The following is a 19,407-nucleotide window of genomic DNA, read 5'->3' on the forward strand; positions in this document are numbered from 1 at the left end:
GCCCACCAATACTCAGGGCATCGCCAAGCACTCGGCAAGTGAGGACCACGACACTCATCTCACCCCAAAGAAAGAGGAAAGGAGAAGTAATGGTGTAAAAATTAGCGTAGCGATTCCCATTTTTTCAGAATCGGCGCGGCAATGCCCCAACTTTCGCCAGATATTTCCGTTTTCGCCGTTCTGATACCGATAGCTGAGTTTCTCGGAAGACCTCCTGACGCTGCAGCCTCGCGGAGGGTGAAACACACAGCACTCGCGAAAACAACAACGACCGACGCAATCAAAGCTGCGACCACTAGCATATTATTTTTTTATACTTAGCTAACAAATACCGATACCCTTTAAGGCGCTTATCTGGATTCGATTGCGGAGAATAGGGACGCAGCTGTCGGCGAAACCAAATTCCCAACAAGGTTTCCATCGGAGATGACGACTGCCCTATCTGCCCGAGCCGCAATTTCCAGGTCGTGAGTAACCATGATCACCGTTGTACCCCGCGACGAAAGCCGAGACAGTTCGCCGATCACCACACCGGTGGACGATGAGTCGAGCGCGCCAGTGGGTTCATCAGCAAAAAGAACGCGCGGTCTGACAAGGAGAGCTCGAACGATCGCCACGCGCTGCCGCTGACCACCCGATAACTGCGCTGGATAAAATTTCAGTTTGTCGCCAATCCCAAAACGCTCAAATTCTCTCCGGATATCTCTCTTGGCGACTCGTTTCTTCGAAAACTTTAGACTCAACTGCACATTTTCCAGCGCGGTCATAGAATCGATGAGATTGTAATCCTGGAATATGAAACTAGCATGTCGTCGCCGTGCACGACTTCGATCGTTCCTCGACATCAAGCCAAGGTCATTACCACAAAGGATTGATCTTCCGGAGTCAAACGTTTCTAGTCCAGATGTGCAATACAAAAACGTGGACTTTCCTGAACCCGATGGGCCAACTATTGATACAAATTCGCCCTCCGCCGCAGAAAAATCGATTCCCTTAAGTATTTCGTCGGAATCTCGCCGACTAATCTGGAACGATTTCTTGAAATTTGAAACCTCTACAAGTCTTTTCGTCATAAACCTTACCTCGTTAATGTCGCCGTACTAAGCTCTGAAGAGCTTCGCATGGTCGGTACAATTATTGAAATCGACAAGAGTACGAAACTTGCGGTGAGTAAGAGAAACGTCTCGCTGCCAAACCAGACTGGAGACGCATGCGGAACAGGACCTGCAGCGAGTACTTTGCCCATAACAAACGCGTTAACCGCGAGTATGAGGAACGCTATGACAGTCGAAGATAAATAATAGATTAACGATTCACAGACTGCTGCAGCACGGATTGTTGACGGCCGGGATCCGAGGACCTCAAGAAGGGCAATGTCATTATTTCTCAAGCGGCTCGTCAAATATACAGAAACAATCGCAGACGACGCAGCAATAATTACCGGAAGACCGAAAACTAAAATAATTTGGCCGGGAGGGCTAACTTGTAAATCCGCCTCGCTTTGGCCAAGAGCGACTGAAACATTCTTGGTCTGGGCAACCATGCCAAAGACAGACCCCACAGAGGAAGCAGCAACAACCAATGGAGTAATCACCGACGTTGAGACAATCGAACGTCGACAAGCGGATGTCTTAGCAATAAACCATGAATCGGACTTCGTAAACGAAAACAACGCGCCGACAAGTCTCACAACAGGGCGAACTAAAACCTTGTCAGAGATTCCATACGCTAAAAGTAGTCCAAGAGCCGCTCCCCAATATGCGGAGATCAGACCACTCAAAGTATCTGGCGTACTCACCGGTGAAGTATTCGCGATGGCTATATAGCCGATAGCTATACCACCTACGATCGCTATCGAAACGAGTAAGCGCAGAAACCCAGTTTTGCCTCGTTGCTCAGGGATTTCTGCAACAGCTTGGACGGGATCGATCTTAGACATGCTTGCCGATCCAAAAAATGTTGCTAAAAGCACAACCCCGAAAGAACTTAGAGGCCCAGAAAGGAGAGCACCGATGTTGATCGACTCTGACCCTAACCCCGGCGTGAGCAAAAAACCGGTCCTTCTCACTAAATCCGTGAAAACAGGCCACGAGATATACCCGAGAAATGCGCCCAGTAGCGATCCTAACAAGGATGAGAGAGAAGCCAACGAAACATAACGCCACCGGGCCTGACGCGGTGACGCCCCGATCACCTGCCACAACGCCACTCGCCGGGAATCTTGACGAATAGCAAGGCGAACCACACTCGGCGCACACAAGATGATTGACAAACACGTTAAGGCAATCTGCAAACCACCGATTGCCGCGAATTGTTCACCAGCATCAGTCCCTGAGGCTTGAGCACCAACAATCGTGAGACCCAATGACAGCGTAAGCATCCACGAGGACACAGCAGTCACGATCAGAATAGAGAACGCCATCGGATGCAGGTCTCTCAGCTCTTTAAACACAGTAAAACCGTTCTACATATACAGAACAATGGAACAACAAACCATAGCCGCTATGTATACTAATATAACGAATCCCCTCACAAATCATGAGCGCATGACATGCCCAAAATGTAACCCCCTTTCTGCGACTTCAGCCACCTTTTGCCCCTCGTTCCTTGTATAAACCCCAAAGTCGGGAAGCGAAAGAAAAATGAGGATCGGCCCTGGGCTACCCTCTGGTCAGCGGAACCGGTCTTGTTGAAGTCATGCCACCTAACACCACGAAGTCAATGGGTGTGAGCTTTGTTCAATACTGACGCAAGAGTGGTTACACGAATAATGGGTACCACTGCAGCCGCTACAGCAAATACGGCACTTGAAGTTCCCACGGTCTGATGAAATCTGACTAGAAAACTATCTTTTCCAGCGATCATGCTCCCCAGAACTGCGGCACCAAAAACACTACTGGTCTGCCAAGCAGCATTAATGACTCCACTAGTCACACCTGTGTACGAAGGCAGTGCCGTAGTCACAGCTGCGGATGTAGCAGCAGGCATCGCGAATGCCATCCCAAATCCGGCAATAAAGGAGATGATGGCGGTCAAAAGATATGGCGTCGTCGAGGACAAAACGACTAAGCTTCCGAATCCAATTGTTCCAATCAGAAGCCCAATTAACATACCTGGAAATGCACCAATGTGAGCTGCCGCCCGGCCACCCAAAGGAGAAGCGACAACGGCACTGCATGCATGGGGAGTCAGGGCAAGCCCGGCGATAATCGGTTCTTAGCCACGATACGTCTTGAAAAACAATGAAAGAGCAAACAACTGTCCGAAAAGGAACTTACGGCCACGGGCTGCGAATTGCTTTCCCCCGTGGGGACTTTCTCACCCGGATTCCTTAACTGCTACGCCGTGTATGGACTCGGCCGAACGACAGTTCCATATGGCGGGGTCGCTTGATAAAGAGCTGTGCCCAGCATTCTTCGAGATGGGGTGGGTCAAACGTATTAGGCCGACCCGCGCTGTTCACTTAACCGACTCCGGTCGAATAAACCTGGCTCATGCGGGAATTCAACCGGAAGGTACCGCTTTAAACCCACGACCATAAACCCACGATCAACCTCCAGGGCATATTCCGGTTGACACGCCCTCCCCATCCGCGTAGTCATAAATGACATGTCAATTACAGCACCATTCATTATTAACGACGAAGCCCTCAACGTCCTTTTTCGGGATGCCCACACGACCAGCGCATTTGAAGACACCAGCATCGATCCCGAGGTCATCAAATCCGTACGCGACCTCATCAAATGGGGTCCGACCTCCATGAACAGCCAACCATTGCGCATCATAGAGGTACCCAAAGACAAGCGCTCCCGCCTCGTCCCACACATGATGGGCAGCAACCAAGCCAAGACCGAAAAGGCGCCCCTCGCGTTCATCATGGCTGCGGACACGAATTTCCACAACAACCTACCCCAGCAGTTCCCCGCCGGCGGCAACGGCCCCCGAGACATGTACGAAAACAATGAAGAAGCACGCACTGCCGTCGCTCTTCAATCCGCCAATCTGCAAGCGGCCTATTTCATCCTGGGCCTCCGCGCTGTCGGATTAGGTGTTGGCCCGATGGGTGGTTTTGACGCCGATGCCGTCACCAAGGAATTCCTCCGCGACGGCGAACAAGCCATCATGGTCATTATCGCCGGGGTACCTGCAGACACCGATTCGCACCACGCACGGGGCCCACGCATGGGCGACGCCGACGTTTTCCGCGTCGCCGACTAGCCACCACCGCATCCCGGCTACGCCCGCATCGGCACATCCGTCGGCACGATAGCGGCCGGCAAACTGGACTCACCCATGAGCTGGCGATCCACCGCGGCAGCGGCCGAGCGCCCCTCCGAGATACCCCACACGATGAGGGACTGCCCGCGCCCCGCGTCGCCAGCAACAAACACTGGCGCCCGGAATCCAGCCGAGAGCGGCACCTCTGCCCGGAAGTGCTCGTCGCGAACAATCCGTCCACGGCCGTCGATCTCCAAACCCAATTCGTCGACAATCCCGGCGCGGTCCACAGACGCGAAGCCCATAGCAAGCAGCACAAGGTCCGCGTCGATCTCGAAATCGGAACCCTCGATGGGGATAGTGCCTTCCGGGATGCGGTCCACCAGGGTGCCCTTCAACCCAGTGATCTTTCCGTCGGAGCCGATGAACTCCACCGTGTTCGTTTTCCACTGGCGGTTACCCAGCGGATGTCCCTTCACGCGGGCGTCCAGGCCGAGCTTCTCTACGAGCTCTTTTTCTTCCTCGCCGGAGACCCCATACTCGCCCTCTTCGTGAGCAGACGCCACGCGAAGCTTACGGGGAAAGGTTGGCCACGGCGTCGACGCCGCCCGTGTCCGCGGCGGCTTCGGGCCGATATCGAACTGCACGACGCTCTTCGCGCCCTGGCGCAATGCCGTCCCGAAGCAGTCCGTTCCCGTGTCACCACCACCGACGATCACGACGTTCTTTCCATGAGCGTCGATCGTCGATACGTCCCTGTCCCCTTCCTGGACCTTATTGGCCTCCGGGAGGTACTCCATTGCCTGGTAGACACCCTCTAAATCACGGCCCTCAATGGGTAGGTCACGACCGATGGTCGAACCGATCGCCAAAACCACGGCATCGAAGCCTTGGAGGTCGCTCACGGACGGAGAAAGGTTGGTGCGGAACTGGGTTCCCTCCGCCACCATCTGTTCTAGGCGGCGGTTGATCCACTTCTTCTCCATCTTGTACTCGGGCACCCCGTAGCGCATCAGACCACCCAAGCGGTCATGGCGCTCGAACACGGTGACATCGTGGCCCGCGCGGGTGAGCTGCTGGGCAGCCGCCAACCCGGCCGGGCCGGAGCCCACCACGGCGACCGACTGCCCCGTCGAGAATGAAGGACGAACTGGTTTCACAAAGTCATGCTCAAAGCCATATTCGACGATTTCTAACTCGACATTCTTGATCGTGACGGGATCATCGTTGATACCTAGAACGCATGCCCCTTCACACGGCGCGGGGCATAAACGGCCCGTGAATTCCGGGAAGTTGTTGGTCGCGTGAAGGCGGTCGAAGGCCTCACGCCACCGGCCTAAACGGACCAGATCGTTCCACTCCGGGATGATGTTCCCCAGCGGGCAACCGTCGTGGCAGAAGGGGATCCCGCAATCCATGCACCGAGTTGCCTGCTGGCGCAGATCCGTTAGGTCCTGCTTTTCGTACACCTCATGCCAGTCCAACAGCCGAAGCGGAACCGGCCGATGGGCTTTGTCGTGGCGGGAATACTTTTGAAATCCATGTGGGTCAGCCATCAGTGCACAGCCTCCATAATCGCCTCGGCAGTTGCTGCCTCATCTCGTCCTTGAGCCTGACAACTCTCCATAATCGTGAGCACACGGCGGTAATCCCGTGGCATCACCTTCACAAATGTGCCGACTGGTGTCGTCGAACCAGTCCACTCCCGATAACTTGCAACAGTCTGATCCAGCCAGGCCACGTCCTCCACGGTGGGTTCCTCAATATCAGCCAGCGCCGTATCGATACGATCACGGATACCGCCTTGACCAGCGGGGATACCGTCGTCAGGAAGGAAAGCAATGCCACCCGACATACCAGCACCAAAGTTGCGGCCCACATAACCAAGGACAACCACGCGGCCACCTGTCATGTACTCGCACCCATGGTTACCGATACCCTCAACAACAGCAGTCGCACCCGAGTTACGGACGCAGAAGCGCTCGCCCACCGTGCCACGGACGAACAACTCGCCAGAGGTCGCGCCATAACCAATAACATTGCCGGCGATGATGTCGCCCGACACGTCACGGCCGGCCTTCTCCACGGCCGACGCGTAGTGCGGGTCGGGGCGCACGACAATGCGTCCACCTGACAATCCCTTACCGACGTAGTCGTTCGCGTCGCCGGTCAGGGCCAGGGTGACACCGTGGGGCAAGAATGCGCCGAAGGAGTTACCTGCGGATCCCTCGAATTCCACGGTCAAGGCGCCTTCGTGCAGGCCGTCGGCGCCGCCGACGCGGGAGATCTCCGAGCCGACCATGGCGCCCACGGAGCGGTCCACGTTGGAGATCCGGTACGACAGCTCGAGGGGTTCGCACTCGCCTTTCGCGTCGATAACCTCGCGCGCGTCGCGAATAATCTGGTTATCCAACGCCTTGTCCAGCGAGTGGTCCTGTTCCTTCGTGCAGTGCTTGTCCTGATACATGAACGGGCTGTCCGGCTGCGCGAAAATCGGCAAGAGGTCGAGCTTCGCCGCATCCGGGTGCCTATCCGCGACCTCACGGTTCACGCCCAGGATCTCGGAATGGCCGACCATCTCGTCGATGGTGCGGAAACCGAGCTCCGCCATGTACTCACGGATTTCCTCCGCGATGAACTGGAAGAAATTCACGACGTACTCGGCGCGGCCGCTGAACTTCGCCCGCAGGTCCGGGTTCTGCGTGGCCACGCCCACCGGGCAGGTGTCCAAGTGGCACACGCGCATCATGATGCAGCCCTCGACCACCAGAGGAGCCGTCGCAAAACCAAATTCTTCCGCGCCCAGCAGGGCAGCAATGACGACGTCACGCCCGGTTTTCAGCTGGCCATCACACTGCACGGTGATCCGGTCGCGAAGACCATTCATCAGCAAGGTCTGCTGCGTCTCCGCCAAGCCCAACTCCCACGGGGCGCCCGCGTGTTTCAGGGACCCCAAAGGAGAGGCACCGGTGCCGCCGTCGTGGCCGGAAATCAGCACCACATCCGCGTGCGCCTTGGACACACCCGCGGCAACCGTGCCAACGCCCTGCTCCGACACCAACTTCACATGGATCCGCGCATCCGGATTGGCACACTTCAAGTCATGAATAAGCTGGGCAAGGTCCTCAATGGAATAAATATCGTGGTGCGGCGGCGGCGAAATCAGCCCCACGCCGGGAGTGGTAATACGCACTTCCGCAATCCACGGGTACACCTTGTGCGGGGGCAGCTGGCCGCCCTCGCCGGGCTTGGCGCCCTGGGCCATCTTGATCTGGATGTCCGTGCAGTTATTCAGATAGTGGCTTGTCACGCCGAACCGGCCCGACGCCACCTGCTTGATGGCGGAGCGGCGCCAATCGCCGTTCGGATCCTTCGTGAAGCGGTCGGAATCCTCGCCGCCTTCGCCGGAGTTGGACATACCGCCCAGACGGTTCATCGCGATGGCCAAGGTCTGGTGGGCCTCGGCGGAAATCGAGCCGTACGACATCGCGCCCGTCGAAAAGCGCTTGACAATGGAGCTCACCGGCTCAACCTCGTCAATATCCACCGGCGGACGATTGGGGTTAAACTTGAACAACCCGCGGATCGTGGCCAGCCGCTTGGCCTGATTATTGACCTTCTCCGTGTACCGCTTGAAGATCTCGTAGCGGCCCGTGCGCGTCGCATGCTGGAGAGTGAAAATCGTCTCCGGGTTGAACAGGTGGTATTCACCCTCACGACGCCACTTATACTCGCCGCCCAATTCCAGCTCGCGGTGAGCCTGCTCCTCAGGGCGGGGCAAGAACGCTTCACGGTGGCGGTCCCCGACGGCCTCCGCAATGGCCTCCAAACCAACGCCGCCGATCGGGGCGAAACTACCCGTGAAGTATTCATCCAGGAATTCCTGGTTCAGGCCCACGACGTCGGCCAGCTGGGCCCCGCGATACGACGCCACAGTGGCGATGCCCATCTTCGACATCACCTTGAGCAGGCCCTTGACCGCCGCTTTCGTGTAGTTATCGAACGCGGTCTCGAGATCCATATCGCCCAGGGAGCCCTGTTTACGCAGCTCATCTATCGTCTCAAAGCCCATGTAGGGGTTGATGGCGTCGGCACCAAAGGTGATCAGCATGGCGATATCGTGGACCTCGCGCACATCGCCCGCCTCCACGATCAAGGACGCCCGGGTACGCGTCCGCTCACGCACTAAGTGCTGGTGAACAGCGGAGGTCAAGAGCAGCGACGGAATAGGCGCAAACCGCTCATCCGACTCGCGGTCGCTCAGCACGATCAGCGTTTTACCGTCGGCAATCGCGTCCGACACCTCCCGACGGATGCGTCGCAAAGCTTCCTGAATTCCGCGACCACCATGAGCCACGGCATACAACCCGGAAATAATAGCGACGTCGAACTGCGGAAAGTCGCCACCATCGTTGGCGTGAACCAGCCGCGCTAAATCACGGTTACGCAAAATGGGGTCGTCGAGGTGAATGAGCTTCGCCGCGTCAGCATCCGGGTGCATGATGTCCCGCTGCGCACCCAAGTGAGTGAACAGCGAGGTCATGAGTTTCTCACGGATGGAATCCAGCGGAGGGTTCGTGACCTGTGCAAACCGCTGTTTAAAGAAGTCAAACAGATACGACGGGTGGTCGGACAGCGCCGCGATCGGCGTATCGGTGCCCATCGAGCCAATGGCCTCTGCACCATTGAGGGCCATGGGTTTGACGATGATGTCCACGATCTCCTGCGTGAAACCGAACACGCGCTGGCGCAATACGGCTCGGTGGTGAGGCATCCAGTGGTAATCCGCATCCGGAAGATCCGTCTTGCGCACAAGGTTGTGCGAGACCCACTCGCCATAGGGCGCCTGGGAGGCGAGGTCAGTTTTGATCTCCTCGTCCGGGACGACGCGTCCCTGGGAGGTGTCCACCAAGAACATCTCGCCCGGCTTCACACGGGTACGTTCCGCCACGTGTTCTGGGTCGATGGGCAGGACTCCCACTTCGGACGCGCCGACGACCAGACCGTCGTCGGTAATCCAAATACGACCAGGGCGTAGACCGTTGCGGTCCAAGACGGCGCCAATAACCGTGCCGTCGGTGAAGACGACGTCAGCGGGGCCGTCCCACGGTTCCATCAGGCACGAGTTGTACTCATAAAAGGCGCGGACGTCGTCGGATAAATCGGCGTTATGCTCCCAGGCCTCCGGGATCATCATGAGCACCGCGTGTGGCAAGGACCGCCCGCCAAGGTGCAGAAGCTCGAGGGCTTCGTCGAAACGGGCCGTATCGGAACCACCCGGGTCACAGATCGGGAGGACGCGGTCGATGGGGCCCAGCACCTCGGAATCGATCACGGCTTCGCGGGCGCGCATCCAGTTCTCGTTACCGCGAACAGTGTTGATCTCACCGTTGTGGGCAACCATGCGGTAGGGGTGGGCCAGCGGCCAGGACGGGAAGGTATTCGTTGAGAAACGAGAGTGGACCACAGCAATGGCCGACTCAACCTCGGGATCCTGCAGGTCAAGGTAGAATTCCCGCAACTGCGGGGTGGTCAGCATACCTTTGTAGACAACGGTCCGGGCGGACAACGAGGGGAAATACACGGTCTCCTCGCCCGATCCGGCACCAGCACCCTTACTGCCGAGTTCGCGTTCGGCCCGCTTGCGAACGAACCACACGGCACGGTCCAGGTCAATGCCCTCGAGGGGGGTGCCGTCGCCCTTGGTTCCCGAAATATAGACCTGGTGGAACAGCGGCATCGCGTCCCTGGCCATGGCACCGATTGATGAATCGTCGACGGGGCAATCCCGCCAACCGATGAGCGTCAGACCTTCTTCTTTAATGATGCCTTCGACGTAGCGCACTGCGTCGAGCGCTGCCATGCGAGCAGCTGGCAGCATGGCGATGCCGGTCGCGTATTGGCCGGCGGGTGGGAGTTCAATGTCCTGCTTGGCCATTTCACGGCGGTAAAAAGCGTCCGGAACCTGAATCAGAATCCCGGCACCGTCACCGGTGTTTTTCTCGGCACCTGCAGCACCGCGGTGCTCGAGATTAACAAGTGCTTGAATTCCTTTGTCGACGATGTCGCGGCTTTTGTCACCGTGCATGTTGGCAACGAACGCGACGCCACAGGCGTCATGCTCAAAGGATGGGTCGTAGAGACCCTGGCGTGAGGGAACAGTCGTCATCTGGTCGCCTTTTCGTTCACATGGCTGTAACGAGCCTGGTTAGCCGTGGTCGGTCGGTGAGATCTACCACTTGCGGGGTTGTCCACAGTGAATAGGATCAGGGGTCTCGCACGGGGTCAACCGGGAGAGGCCGAGCCCAGTGCTAATGCGACGTGGGCTTTCTCGTTTATTTCAGGGGTAGATTGTTACTTTATCGCAGGAGGATCACATGGGTGGTGAACTCCACGTTCGGCCCTACTACCTATACATCATGAATGTTTCAGCAATGTTTCCTAGACGTTTCATGGATGTAGTGGTTATGTCAGCTGTTATCAGGCTTAACAAGTGGGAAGGCCAGTGACTGGCGGATCGTGGACCCCGTAATCAGCATAACTATACGGTCCACGCCGATACCCAGACCACCGGTCGGGGGCATACCGAATCCCAAAGCGCGAAGAAATTCCTCATCCAACTCCATAGCTTCGGGGTCCCCACCGGCGGCAAGGAGCGATTGCTCCTCTAACCGCTGACGCTGATCAATGGGATCGGTCAGCTCCGAGTACGCGGTACCCAGTTCGACGCCCCACGCCACGAGGTCCCAGCGCTCCGTTAACCCTGGTTTGCTGCGGTGCCGACGTGTCAATGGGGAAACGGACACCGGGAAGTCCTTATAAAACGTGGGGAATTTCGTCCGTGACTCCACGAATTCGTCGTAGAGCTCTTCGATAATGGTGCCATCGTCAGCGTCTGGGCGCAGTGGCATGCCCGCCCGTTCCATCAGGGCATCTAATTCTGAGCGTGGCGTATCCACCGAAATAACCGGTCCGTCCCATATTCCGTCCGCCCGCGCGCCCTCGGTAATAGCGTCGAGCACGGATTTCACGGGCCACTCGCCAGAAATATCGACCATGATGCCGCCGGGTGCCGTCACGATGGGTTTCCCATGCACCGCGGTGGCCGCGTTCACAATGAGCTCATGGGTCAGGGTCATCATTGTTTCGTAGTCACCGTGGGCGTCGTACGCTTCCAATGATGTGAACTCCGGGTTGTGCGTGGCATCGACGCCTTCGTTGCGGAACTCGCGGCCCAACTCAAAGACACGATCCACTCCGCCACACATGAGCCGCTTCAAGAATAGCTCGGGGGCGATGCGCAGATACAAGTTCATGTTGTACGCGTTGATGTGCGTAATAAATGGCCGTGCATTCGCACCACCATGGATGGGCTGCAAAATGGGGGTTTCTGCCTCCAAATACCCCGAAGTATGCAGGTCGCACCGCATCGAGTGCAGCACGGCGGACCTCGCCGTCAGCGCCCGGCGCGACTCAGCATTCACAGTCAGATCGATATGCCGGGACCGCACCCGCGCTTCCGCATCGGTCAGCCCGTCCGTTTTGTTGGGCAGCGGGTGCAAGGATTTCGCTTCAAATCGGATACGGTCGGCCAGAAGCGACGGCTCACCCTTCCGAGAGACACCCTTTTCGCCTTCAACTCGGATAATGTCGGCAAGGTCAAGATCCTTGCGCCACGCCTCGTAATCGCTGCACCGGGCTTTTTCGATGATCACCTGTGTGTCGCCCGACCAGTCATGGAGCTGGAGGAACATGACGCCTCCAAAGTCGCGCCGGGCAATAATACGGCCGGAAATTGAGGCGGCAACATCATCATCCATGCCGGCAATCTGCGCACAGGTATGCGTCGGACGAATGGCAGTAGGCCACGGGCTCACCCCTTCCTCACGCAAACGCTGGGCTTTTTCCAGACGCACTTCGACCTGTTCCGAGCGACGATGGTGCACTGCACGCCCGGCGCGCGCCTCCTCCATGAGGCGGGGTGCGAGCTCGAGCGCTTCGGCGGCGCCTTCTCGTTTCACCGATCCGACGGGGGTCAGTGGGGGTTTACGACGCGACAGGGGTGCGGGTACGAACCCTTCAACGATGCCGGACACCAATCCGACGCGGGCGATGGCGCGGTTGTCTTTGAAGCAAATGTATCGGGGTGCCCAGGTGGGGTTGTATTTTTCGTTGGATCGGTAGAGCGCTTCCATCTGCCACCATCGCGACAGGAAGACCAGGAGGCTCCTCCACAGGCGCATGACGGGACCGGTGCCGAGCTCATGGGCCGTCGCAAAGACCTGGCGGAACATGGCGAAATTCAGCGAAATTCGTGTTACTCCGACGTCCACACCGGCGTTGCAGAGCTCCGACACCATGATTTCCACGGTGCCATTGGGTGAGTCGGGTGATCGACGCATGAGGTCCAATGACACCCCAGTGCGCCCCCACGGGGAGAAGGAGAGTTCTCCGACGCGTCGGGCTACGCCGGTGGGTGAATGGTGGGCGTCTTGGATGGCTTCGACCAGGAGGTTATTTGAATCGGCAGGATCCCCCAGCCGCGAGAGCGCCATAGAGAAGCCGCGTTCGTTGTTGGTGTCGCGCCATGCGTCGGCGTCACGCTGGACACGGACCATCTCTTCATCGATTAGTTCGCCATGGCGACGGATCCGCACGGTCACGCCTGCTCGTCGAGCCCGGGCGACGGCCTGACGCACTGCCTTAAACTCGGGCTGGCTCAGGGAAAAGCTATCGGTGTAGATGATGGCTTCGTCGCCCAACCGGAGGGTTTGTAGTCCGTGGGATGAATAACAGTGCGCGCCTCGGTCGGATGCCCCCATCACCGCCGGGGTCCACCCGTACATCACTGCCTGGTGAAGCCACGCATCGACGGCTTGATCCCAGGCAGCAGGGTTGCCGATGGGATCTCCCGACGCAATACATACTCCCAGTTCGACGCGGTACGTGACCGCTGCCCGCCCGTCAGGTGAATAGATGACAGATTTGTCGCGTCGCGTCGCGAAGTACGCCAGAGAATCGTCCTCTCCCCAGCGGGCAATCATGGCGCGGATGGCCGTCTCGTCGTCAGGAGTAAGAGCATTGTTGTCGCGCTGGCTGCGGAAAAGGGTCCACACGGACAGGAGGAAAATGATCGCGCTGGCCAGGGTGATGACAAATGACACGATCCATTCCGGGTGGCCGCCGAAGAACTTTTGGTCGACCAACGAGAAGGCGAAGGACTTGTTGAGAACCCATTGCAGACGATTACCGCGGGACAGGGTATGCGGGAAAAGTTCGACGAGTAGCCATCCGCTGGCGGTGACCAGGCCTTCCCCGATGATATAGACCGCGAGGGCCTTCCTGATGGCCGCGTGTCGTGTTCGCGCCGGGAAGGCGGAGCGGGTAGCCAGGAGGCCGATGAGCATGACTGCTTGGACGATGAATCCAACGTTGAGCTCAACCGTCGTGACCGTGCTGCCTATGTCGTAGCCGTTAACTCCCAGCACGAAAAGCAGGATGTTCTCGATGTTCAGGATCGCGAGGAGAATAACGCTGACCCACCAGGCCAAGCGTTTGCGGGCGAGAATCGCTCCTGCCAGTAGACCGAGGGCGAGGGCCCATGATATTGACACCCCTGGCATGGGGAGGATCACGTAGTCGAAGAATTCCCGGATGCTCTGCAGCTGATGCCGGACCGGCCTGACCGCGCTGAACAGAAGCGCGATGAATGAATACACAGCGAGCAAGATGCCAAAAAACGGCGGGAATCTTTTGATAAACGTGGCGAACACAGTCTTATCTTGCACCCGCCCTGAACCTGTAGCCATAGAATTGTCCCCTAATATCCTGTGATTTCCTTGTGAGACTAGCAGTCGTTGGCGCGTACCTATGATTGGTCAGTGAAACTGCGTTTATCGCCGACGACCCAGTTCACGGAAATCGATTTTCCCATCTGTAGTAAAGGGGACGCCTTCCCTTTCGAGTAGCTGTTGTTTGAGGACGAGGCCGCGGGCCCCTCCCATGTACCCGCCGAGAGAGCCCCCAGCCGCGACGACCCGGTGGCAGGGAATGAAGAGCTGGATGGGGTTGGTTCTGCATACTGATCCGACTGCGCGCGCAGCTCGCGGCCGACCGGCGGCTTCGGCCAACTCGCCATATGTGAGCACGTCACCGGGCGAAATGTGGCTCATCTCTTCACGCACGGACTTCGTGAACTCGATGGGGCCATCCTCGATACTCATCGGCAGAGTAAACGCTTGTCGTGTTCCGCTGAAGTACTCGTCGAGCTGCTCGCCGATCTGTGTAAAAAGGTGGCGTTGGGCTTTGCTCATGCTCGACGCGGCAGCAGGATCAGCGATGTCGGGATCCGTGGTGCCCGGACCCATGATGTAGTGCGATGCCACGATGGCGTGGTCGTTGATCGTGACATCGATGTCGCCGAATGGCGTGGGGAAACGTTGTGTCCGATAGGTCAGCTCGTCATGGTGATCGTCACTGTATCCGACGGACATGGATGTGCTCCGGTGGTTCATGGGGACAACGATAGTGGGCATTAAAAACCGGGTCACCAGCGCATCTGCGCTCATAACCCGGCTGTGAAATCGGTTAGGACCTCATAGGGTGAGTCCTCGACTTACTTGTCTTTGTTGAGGAACTCAGAGGCCTTGTCTTTCAGGTCCTCGATGCCCTGCTTGATCTTGGACTCGGCCTGATCGCCTTTGCCTTCGGCCTTGAGGTCTTTGTTGTCAGTAACGTCACCGGCAGCTTCTTTGGCCTTTCCGCCAAATTCGTCTGCCTTGTTCTTAATGTCGTCAGAAATACCCATAGGCTTCTCCTTCTGTTCTAGTTTTGCGACGCAACGAGCGGATCTATGTCGGGTAACCCGCGCTCATAAGAGCGGGGTCCTTATATCGCGACATGGCCACCGTCGCCACTTGTCTGCGTGGATAACTCCCGCAGTCGGGCGGCGGTGATGGCACGCTCGTATGCACATCGCCTTACACCAAGACACTTTACTACGGATTTCGCACCACTGATGGTTGCCAGGTATTTCCTACGAATTTGTGACTATTTCGGTACCTGAGCAGGTGGTGCTCCATTCCGGCAACCGGGGCAACCAGGGCAGCAGTGCCAGCCAAGATGCAGGCTTTAGTCCCCGATCTCCAGCAGAGACTGTCCGCCCTGAACGGCGTCGCCGGGTTGCACGTGAAGCGCGGTGACGGTGCCGTCGATGGGGGCTGTAATTTCGGTTTCCATCTTCATGGCTTCAAGGACGACGATCACTTCGCCGGCCGTGATGGCTTGACCTTCCTCAACAAGCACTTTACTGACGGAACCAGCCAAAGGTGCCGTGACTGAATTGGCGCTGACACCCTGAACAGATGAGGTGGTCGGCGCGGTGGGTGTTGGCCCGTTGCTGTTGCCACCAGTGATGATGGTGCCAAGTGTGGGGCGGTCTTCGTGTTCAACTTCTACGTCCACGGAATAGGGGACGCCGTTGACGGTAACTGTCAGTTTCATTCTTTCGGGTTCCTTCTATTCGTGGCTTATTGCCATTTCGCCTTGTGCTGAACTGCCTGCCGACCTTGCTGTGACCAGCTACGATGGCGCAAGAAGTGAACTGCGCGCACGGTTCCGCGGTTACCCATGTAGGCGGATACGGCCGCACTGATCCCAATCAAGACATCTTCAGGAATTTCCTCGTCAGAGCGCTGTTTCAGTGCCGCAACTTCATTTTCGAGCTTGGTGACGTTGCGGGAGAGCTTTTCCACCTGGTTGGACAGGCGGGCCAACAACTGACTGAGTTCAGCAGAGGATGCATTGTCTGTGTTCATGCTTCTCCGATCAGTTGGGGGCCAGGCCATGCTTCTTGGACGGCCGGTTCTCACGCTTGTTGGTCAGCAGCTCCAGGGCCAGAGCAATTTCGCGACGTGTGTCCGCGGGGTCGATGATGTCGTCAACGAGGCCTCGGGACGCCGCCATGTATGGCGTCGAGAAGGTGTCTTTGTAGAGCTGGACGAGTTCGCTCTTCTTTGCTGCAGCGGCTTCGTCGCCACCCTCTTCCTGGGCTTTCTTGATTTCCTTGCGGAAGACGACGTTCACCGCTCCGTCGGCACCCATGACCGCGATTTCTGCGGTGGGCCATGCCCAGACACGGTCCGCGCCCAGGTCCTTCGAGCACATGGCCAGGTACGATCCGCCATAGGACTTGCGGAGGACCACGGTCAGCTTCGGCACGGTCGCTGCCGAGTAGGCGAACAGCATCTTCGCACCGTGGCGAATGATTCCGCCATGCTCTTGCGCAACGCCGGGCATGAAGCCGGGGACGTCGACGAGGGTGAGGAGCGGAATATTGAAGGAGTCGCAGAAGCGAACGAAGCTTGCGCCTTTGTCCGACGAGTTGATGTCCAGAACGCCGGACATCACTTGCGACTGGTTGGCGACGATACCGACTGTCCGGCCAACGACGCGGGCGAATCCGACCACGAGGTTTTGGGCGTATCCGGCCTGGACCTCGAGGAAGTCGCCGTAGTCGACGATCTTGCGGATGATATCGCGGACGTCGTAGCCCTTGCGGCCATCGACGGGGACGATATCGCGGAGGGATTCGTCGGGCTCGACAACCTCGTCCGGATCGACGATGGGCGGCTCTTCGGTGTTGTTTTGCGGCAGGAAGCTCAGGAGCTTCTGCGCGATCAGGATGGCTTGCTCGTCATCGTCGGCGACGAAGTGAATGTTGCCCGCTGTGCTCATGTGGGCATCGGCACCACCGAGTTCGTCGGCCGTGACTTTTTCGCCGGTCACGGACTCGATGACCTTGGGGCCGGTGATGAACATGTTGGCCTTGCGGGTCTGGATGATGAAGTCCGTCAGTGCCGGCGAGTAGGCCGCACCACCAGCGCACGGGCCGGCGATGATGGAGACCTGCGGTACGAGTCCGGAGAGCAACACGTTGTTGTAGAACACACGGCCGTATCCAGAGAGGGAATCGATGCCTTCCTGGACTCGGGCTCCGCCGGAGTCGTTGATAAAGACGAAGGGGGTGCCGGTGGTCGCGGAGGCCTTCATCATGGCGACTACTTTGTTGGATTGCATTTCGCCAGCTGACCCACCCATGACGCTGAAGTCCTGGGATGCGATGTGGACTGGCCGTCCGTAGACCGCACCGGACCCGGTAACAACGCCGTCGGCGGGGGCATCGGCCTTATCCATCCCGAAGTGCGTTGTCCGGTGCTTGGCGAACATTCCGGTTTCCTGGAACGTGTCTTCGTCGACAAGCTTGGTGATGCGCTCGCGGGCGGTCATCTTGCCGCGGTCGTGCTGCTTGTCCAGGCGTGCCTGCCCGCCGCCGAGGCGGATGCGGTTTCTTTCTTCTTCCAGCTGTTCGAGGCGCTCAGGCATGCTGGGATCGTGAGGTTGCTCACTCATTTATTTGCTCCGTTTCTGCTGTCTTTCGCGGTGATCAACTGGTTTATGCGGGTTCCACGGAGACAGTGTGGCTGCGGCCGCCTGTGGTGACTTTGTACGTAATCGGTTCGCGGATGGCAGTGGCGTCGCCGGAAGCCTTCGCCTCTTCGCGCTCGAGCTGTTCCTTAGTCTTGCCAACGTTCTTCGGGCCGTCAGGGCGAGTCTTAAAGAATCCCGGCGCGACCTGCGGGAACAGGGCGTTGGTGAGGACGTCTTCGTCGGACCCGTCGGTGCCGTCGAGTTTGTCAGCTTCCTCAACCAGGTTGTCCCATTCGGGCTCAAGGAGGTCAGCAGGACGCTCGGTGATGGGCTCTTTACCGGTCTGCTTCTTGGCTTGCTCGATGAGGTCTTCATCCCTCTCACCTGGTGCTTCGCCGTAGTACCCGAGGAGGAGGTCGGCGAATTCAGCCGTGAGTACTTTGTAGCGGCCCATCAGCACGTTGAACACGGCCTGGGTGCCGACGATCTGGGACGATGGCGTCACCAACGGCGGGTATCCGGCAGCTTTCCGAACGACGGGGACTTCTTTCATGACCTCGTCGATACGGTTGCCCGCGCCCTGGGCTTTGAGCTGCGATTCCATGTTGGAGAGCATTCCGCCCGGAATCTGCGATTGAAAAATATTGGTGTTGACCAGTGTTTTCGACTCAAACTCCGCGTACTTCGGGCGCACTGTTTTGAAGTGGTCGCGGATATTAATGAGCCGATCCATGTCGAGCCCGGTCTCATAGTCGGTTCCTTCGAGCATTTCGACGAGAGACTCGGTGGGGTTGTGCCCTGGCCCGAGGGACATGGAGGAAATGGCGGTGTCAACAACATCCGCACCTGCTTCAATGGCCTTCATGAGGGTGACCATCGTGACGCCGGTGGTGGAGTGGCAGTGGACGTTGATCTGCGTATCGTCGCCATAGGTGTCCTTGATGCCACGGATGATATCGTACGCGGGCTGTGGTTTGAGCAGCGCAGCCATGTCTTTGAGCGCGATCGAATCCGCGCCCATGTCCAGCAGGCGTCCTGCTAGGTCAATGTAGCCCTGCACGTCGTGCAGTGGGGACACGGTGTAGCAGATGGTGCCTTGCGCGTGCTTGCCCACTTTCTTCACAGCCTGCATGGCGTGCTCGAGGTTGCGGGGATCGTTGAGCGCGTCGAAAACCCTGAAGACGTCCATGCCGTTTTCAGCGGATTTTTCAACAAACTTATCGACGACGCCGTCTTCGTAGTGACGGTATCCCAGAAGGTTCTGGCCGCGAAGCAGCATCTGAAGGCGTGAGTTGGGCATGAGCTTGCGGAATGTGCGCAGTCTCTCCCACGGGTCTTCGTTTAGGAAGCGGATGCAGGCGTCGAAGGTTGCGCCGCCCCAGCATTCCAGGCTCCAATACCCGGCTTTGTCTATATCCTCACAGGCATCGACCATGTCTTCGAGGGCCATGCGTGTTGCCATGAGGCTCTGGTGAGCATCACGCAGAGCCAGTTCGGTCACTCCAATTTTTCGCGTGGTCATGGCCACTACGTTAAGCCGATTTGTTGGCTGTTGCACCACAACTCACCGTCGTGACTTACCGCACTCTTGGACTTGAACAGTGATTAACCCAACTTGAAGGGGGGCGTCGCGTCCTTTCTTGTCATAAATATTCAGGTTTGCGACGGTGCGTTGCTGTTTTTATGCGACGACGGTACCCCGTTCCGGGGGCCTTACGCGCAAGAAACAGGCATTGTTCTTATCTTCGATCACGTTCAGGA

At 57.9% G+C, this 19,407-nt stretch carries 12 protein-coding genes; 1 reads left to right on the forward strand and 11 read right to left on the reverse strand.

Translation table 11 applies throughout. The annotated features are described in order from the left end of the window. Window positions 1-350 precede the first annotated feature (350 nt). Both ACWORE_RS10265 and ACWORE_RS10270 read right to left on the reverse strand, forming a co-directional pair. On the reverse strand, window positions 351-1,073 hold the full coding sequence (locus ACWORE_RS10265; protein WP_455303732.1) for an ABC transporter ATP-binding protein: 723 nt from the start codon (window positions 1,071-1,073) through the stop codon (window positions 351-353). Between the two features lie 5 nt (window positions 1,074-1,078). Beyond that, window positions 1,079-2,422 carry an FtsX-like permease family protein gene (locus ACWORE_RS10270; RefSeq protein WP_455303733.1) on the reverse strand — a complete coding sequence of 448 codons (1,344 nt, stop codon included), beginning with the start codon at window positions 2,420-2,422 and terminating at the stop codon, window positions 1,079-1,081. A 1,187-nt stretch (window positions 2,423-3,609) separates the two neighbouring features. On the opposite strand from ACWORE_RS10270, the gene ACWORE_RS10275 reads away from it, so the two are divergent. After that, window positions 3,610-4,218 carry a malonic semialdehyde reductase gene (locus ACWORE_RS10275; RefSeq protein ID WP_406605343.1) on the forward strand — a complete coding sequence of 203 codons (609 nt, stop codon included), beginning with the start codon at window positions 3,610-3,612 and terminating at the stop codon, window positions 4,216-4,218. Window positions 4,219-4,235: 17 nt separating this feature from the next. Here the strand turns inward: ACWORE_RS10275 and ACWORE_RS10280 are convergent, their stop codons facing one another. The 9 genes from ACWORE_RS10280 to ACWORE_RS10320 form a co-directional block, all read right to left on the reverse strand. Further along, window positions 4,236-5,774 carry a glutamate synthase subunit beta gene (locus ACWORE_RS10280; RefSeq protein WP_455303735.1) on the reverse strand — a complete coding sequence of 513 codons (1,539 nt, stop codon included), beginning with the start codon at window positions 5,772-5,774 and terminating at the stop codon, window positions 4,236-4,238. After that, the gene (gltB, locus tag ACWORE_RS10285) at window positions 5,774-10,387 is read right to left on the reverse strand and encodes a glutamate synthase large subunit (protein WP_455303736.1); all 4,614 of its coding nucleotides are present in this window, start codon (window positions 10,385-10,387) and stop codon (window positions 5,774-5,776) included. Before gltB ends, ACWORE_RS10280 begins: the two co-directional genes overlap by 1 nt. A gap of 301 nt (window positions 10,388-10,688) precedes the next feature. Continuing rightward, window positions 10,689-14,027 carry a bifunctional lysylphosphatidylglycerol synthetase/lysine--tRNA ligase LysX gene (gene lysX, locus ACWORE_RS10290; protein ID WP_455303737.1) on the reverse strand — a complete coding sequence of 1,113 codons (3,339 nt, stop codon included), beginning with the start codon at window positions 14,025-14,027 and terminating at the stop codon, window positions 10,689-10,691. Between the two features lie 84 nt (window positions 14,028-14,111). Continuing rightward, window positions 14,112-14,732, reverse strand: coding sequence for a methylated-DNA--[protein]-cysteine S-methyltransferase (locus tag ACWORE_RS10295; protein ID WP_455303738.1), 621 nt, complete (start codon window positions 14,730-14,732; stop codon window positions 14,112-14,114). A 101-nt stretch (window positions 14,733-14,833) separates the two neighbouring features. Continuing rightward, window positions 14,834-15,025 (reverse strand): CsbD family protein, encoded by a 192-nt coding sequence (locus ACWORE_RS10300; RefSeq protein WP_041628701.1) that lies wholly within the window; start codon window positions 15,023-15,025, stop codon window positions 14,834-14,836. Window positions 15,026-15,348: 323 nt separating this feature from the next. Continuing rightward, on the reverse strand, window positions 15,349-15,720 hold the full coding sequence (locus tag ACWORE_RS10305; RefSeq protein WP_406605338.1) for a biotin/lipoyl-containing protein: 372 nt from the start codon (window positions 15,718-15,720) through the stop codon (window positions 15,349-15,351). 26 nt (window positions 15,721-15,746) lie between these two features. Further along, window positions 15,747-16,034: a hypothetical protein gene (locus ACWORE_RS10310; protein ID WP_455303739.1), complete on the reverse strand. Its 288-nt coding sequence runs from the start codon at window positions 16,032-16,034 to the stop codon at window positions 15,747-15,749. 10 nt (window positions 16,035-16,044) lie between these two features. Then, window positions 16,045-17,628: an acyl-CoA carboxylase subunit beta gene (locus ACWORE_RS10315; protein ID WP_296138629.1), complete on the reverse strand. Its 1,584-nt coding sequence runs from the start codon at window positions 17,626-17,628 to the stop codon at window positions 16,045-16,047. 43 nt (window positions 17,629-17,671) lie between these two features. Next, window positions 17,672-19,168, reverse strand: a complete 1,497-nt coding sequence (locus ACWORE_RS10320; RefSeq protein WP_455303740.1) for a methylmalonyl-CoA carboxytransferase subunit 5S — start codon at window positions 19,166-19,168, stop codon at window positions 17,672-17,674. Window positions 19,169-19,407 lie beyond the last annotated feature (239 nt).

It is taken from the genome of Corynebacterium sp. c7Ub_26 (assembly GCF_053760365.1).